Origin of the sequence: uncultured Aggregatibacter sp. (genome assembly GCF_901873365.1) — a bacterium.
Classification (GTDB): Bacteria; Pseudomonadota; Gammaproteobacteria; order Enterobacterales; family Pasteurellaceae; genus Aggregatibacter.
Genome location: NZ_CABFLM010000105.1, coordinates 1 through 3,814, shown reverse-complemented (window position 1 = coordinate 3,814; position 3,814 = coordinate 1). Strand labels below are relative to the sequence as shown.

Genomic DNA, 3,814 nt, shown 5'->3' with positions numbered 1-3,814 from the left:
AAGTAGTATTTAATATCGCTACTTGAAAAACAAGAAAATGGAAATATAAAAAGTATAATTTTATTTATTGATGTGATTAATTTCATAATTAAAAGCTCTCTTTAGCTCATTAACATAAGATATTCTTTCCTTGATACCATTAAGACCTCCATTTATCAAAAATGTAACTTGATATATATTATCATCATCAGCTACTAAATTTATGTCAATTGTCGTATGAGTAGATACTTTCGTTTTTTGATAATTAACCTTTACACCCCTTGAATTAGGATATCTAGCACCTAATAAATTACCGGCACTTAACAACTTACCTCTTTTCCAAAAATACCCACTGGCATCAACTGCAAAATGGAGATCTCGATTTAAAAGAGAATAATCAGTTTTATAATTATTTTTTCCAATATATTCAAAATATTGTTTATAGCCTATTTCACCAATTCTTTCTCCAGAATGAGTTAATTGTATCAATCCTCTTCCAATATATGGGTAATATGATTTACCCCTTAAATATTCTAGACTTCCTAATTCTTGAGAAGTTGAAAAATGAGCTGATTCATGATAACACTGAGCTAAAAAATGTATTTTTCTTAAACAAGTGTCTATATCATACTTTTTCATAGCAATATTAAGTTCTTTTGTAAAATTTTCATATGTAGCTTCAGAATTAGGAATATTACAATTTTTAGCAGAGAATAATGAATATCCTAGAGTCCTCTTAACATTAGGCTCAAAATCTCTTAATTGATAAATTATTTTTTTGATCTCTTCAACCGTAAAATCTCGATAACAAAAACACCCTCCTCGTTTAGAAGCTACTTCTATAGGCTTTCCATTTTCCTGACTTCTCTGTTGCTTAGTAGAACTAGAATTCGTTTTCTCCCCTTTTTCAGTTTTTTCTTTTTTTGTCCTAAATCCCAAAGGATAATATAACTTTGTCCCCTCAACTAGTTGGTCACTATATTTCATTCGATTATGAAACATTAGGGCCTCTACTTTATTAATGCCTAGTTTAGCTTCAAGGCCGCTCCACGTATCCCCCTTTCTTACAAGATAATAAGCGCGTTGATATTCTTGAGGCTCATCATCTTCATTAAGAATTGAGCGAGTATTAATTATATAAGTATCTGGCATCAATGCTTTAATTGATGTTTTCCCCTCTGGCCAAACAAAACTATCTGTTGTTGAATGTTCTGTTTTAGGAAATTTTTCATTCCAAAATGTCAAATTTAGTTCTTTATATTCCGTCGGTGTTGATTCAACCAGCTGACGGTTAAATTGCACTTCTCCGTAATTATTTGCCTGACCTGTTATTACATGGCCATTAATGGTAAGCTCAAAGTAACAGTTGGGAATGGGGTTTCTTTCGTTATCTAAAAATATAATGCTATATAAAGTTTCATTTACCATTTATTCTTCCTATTTTCTTTTATGATTAACTTTCAATTCTTGCCTGACCAATAAATACTTTTAGTTGTTCTCTTGATTCTCGATACACGCGATTGGTTCGACCATCTATATCTAACATGCCGGTAGTAACCACGTTTTCCTGACTATCCAAAATTGTATAAGGCACTATTTTCTCACAACAATTTCCGTAGATATCATAAACATCTAAACGGGTTGAGTAATAGAATAATACATCTCCCTCGCCACCCTCTTCGCCTTCTTCCACCAACTCCCCTTCAACATACACATCCCCAATCAACTCAATGCCATTCCGACTTATCAGAATTGACCCACCCGGTCCGCTAAGCTCTACCAGTTCATACCCCTCTAAATCAAACTGTTCACAAATTTGTTCAAAAAGCTCACCAGCTTCCCAGGTGCCGTTTTGCGCGATTTCTATGTTGAGTTCCTTGCCCACATGGATAACCGTGTCGCCATGTACATTCACATAGCGGTTGTTGTTGATGTTGAGAAGTTCATCCTGTCCGATTTTGGTGATGCGATTGCGTCCGATACTTCTGTTTTGGTCTCGGTTGATAGTGAGGTCTTCCTCTTGTGCCACCGTTTCCGTGCGGTTGTTGCTGATGTAAATGGTTTCATCTCGGCTAACGTGTTCAGAGCGGTTGTTGCCGATTTGGCTGGTTTCATCGTGGTTGACGATGTGGTTAAGGTCTTTTTCGGCATGAAGAAAGATTTCTTCTTGCCCTTTTTCATCCTCAAAACGCAGTTCATTAAAACCATTGCCTTTATGGGTTTTGGATTTTATCGTCATGCGGGTTTTATGTTTAGGCAGCGCGTAAGGTGGTTCGGTGGTGCTGTGATAGGTGCGCCCCACCACCATCGGTTGGTCCGGGTCGCCATTGAGGTATTTCACCAACACTTCATCACCGACTCTCGGTATCATTTGGCTGCCGTAGTGCGCACCGGCAAAATCTTGTAATACCCGCACCCAACAAGAACTGTTTTCGTCAAAGTGGCCTAATCTATCCCACGGGAATTGGAGTTTGATTCTGCCCCATTCGTCACAATAGATTTCTTCCCCTTGGGGACCCGTAACATGGGCAACTTGGGTTCCACGAATAATTGGACGAGGTTTTAAGGGACTGCGCCAAGGCTTGTTGTGAGGAATCAGGAAGAGTCGGTTTTCATAGCGGTTGCCTTCTTGGGGAGAGGCTGGGTTTATCGCCGGATGGCTATCACTTGAATTTCGCTCAACGGCGTCTTCCTCCAAAATACCGCTTTGGCAGCCTTGATGTTCCACCCGCACCACCAGCCAGGCTTGATTAAGAGAAGGTGTCTGATGTCCTTCCAAAGCAAAACCATAGCCCGGGATAACACGCATATCTTCGCCCACGGCATTCGCCGTTTCAGACAGCGCAATCTCTGATTCTAAACGGTATCGGGTAAAGGGTTTGCCTTGTTCGTCTTTCTTATAACGTCCCGGATAGTCGTATTTTTCATAAATGGTCGCAGAATTGACCGCACTTTTAGATGTACCATTATCAGTAAGCGTGGATGTCTGTGAATGATGTTGATGTTCGAGGTTATAATTCGGATGTAAGAAGGTGTAATCGCGTAAGGTTTGGTGATTGGTGGTGAGTTTGAAATGATGCTCAAATCGCCAAAGGCAGGCAACAGGTCGGTCTGTCGCAGGCGTGGCGTTGTAGGTGAGTGTGCCTAAAATCGGGGAAGACAAACTCCGGTGCCCAAAGTGCAATCGGTGGCTGCCGGCTTGGTGCTCAAAATAATAATACCATCCCTCTTCCGCCGCTAAACGCTCAATAAAGGCCAAATCCGTTTCTCGATATTGCACGCAATATTCTCGCACCCAATCTGTCGGCAAGGGTTCAAATGCCACATCATCCACGTGGTTCTTTTGCAATAACGTGCGGATGATTTTTTCGCTGTTTTGATGTTGGAAAATGCGGCTGTCCGATTGATAGGACGCACGGATTAAGGCAGGCTCCACCACCATGTTATACTGGGTGCGCAAAAAACCTGTTTTCCCCACACCAAAGCGTGTCACAATCCCGTTCACATACCGTACCGCATTATCCCCTTGCCAGAAAGTGAGCGTTACCGGTTTGTCTAGCAAGGCAGAAATAGGAATATTCGGATTAAAACTCGACAATGTCAGCGTCAAATGAAAAGGCTCGGATAAGCCTTCCCTCAATGTAAAACTGACCACATCAAAAAGGTATTTCTCACCGGCATCAAGGGTGTAGCGGTAGTCGGATTGAACTGTCATGATGATCCCTTATTTAACCTATAAAACAGTATCAGTATAATGCAAATGCTGCTATTTCTAAATAATTAAAATAGTTGTCGTCAAGACGACAATAAAAAAATAGAATATAGACATTTTATT

At 40.0% G+C, this 3,814-nt stretch carries 2 protein-coding genes; both read right to left on the bottom strand.

Features of this window, described 5'->3' with window-relative positions; translation table 11 throughout:
- Positions 1–60: 60 nt before the first annotated feature.
- Positions 61–1,407 carry a hypothetical protein gene (locus QZ106_RS09225; RefSeq protein ID WP_295976553.1) on the bottom strand — a complete coding sequence of 449 codons (1,347 nt, stop codon included), beginning with the start codon at positions 1,405–1,407 and terminating at the stop codon, positions 61–63.
- 25 nt (positions 1,408–1,432) lie between these two features.
- The gene (locus QZ106_RS09220) at positions 1,433–3,694 is read right to left on the bottom strand and encodes a type VI secretion system Vgr family protein (RefSeq protein ID WP_295976552.1); all 2,262 of its coding nucleotides are present in this window, start codon (positions 3,692–3,694) and stop codon (positions 1,433–1,435) included.
- Positions 3,695–3,814 lie beyond the last annotated feature (120 nt).

Excerpts from the sequence above, each read along its gene's own strand:
- QZ106_RS09220 (WP_295976552.1), bottom strand. The coding sequence starts at position 3,694 with ATGACAGTTCAATCCGACTACCGCTACACCCTTGATGCCGGTGAGAAA.
- QZ106_RS09225 (WP_295976553.1), bottom strand. The coding sequence starts at position 1,407 with ATGGTAAATGAAACTTTATATAGCATTATATTTTTAGATAACGAAAGA.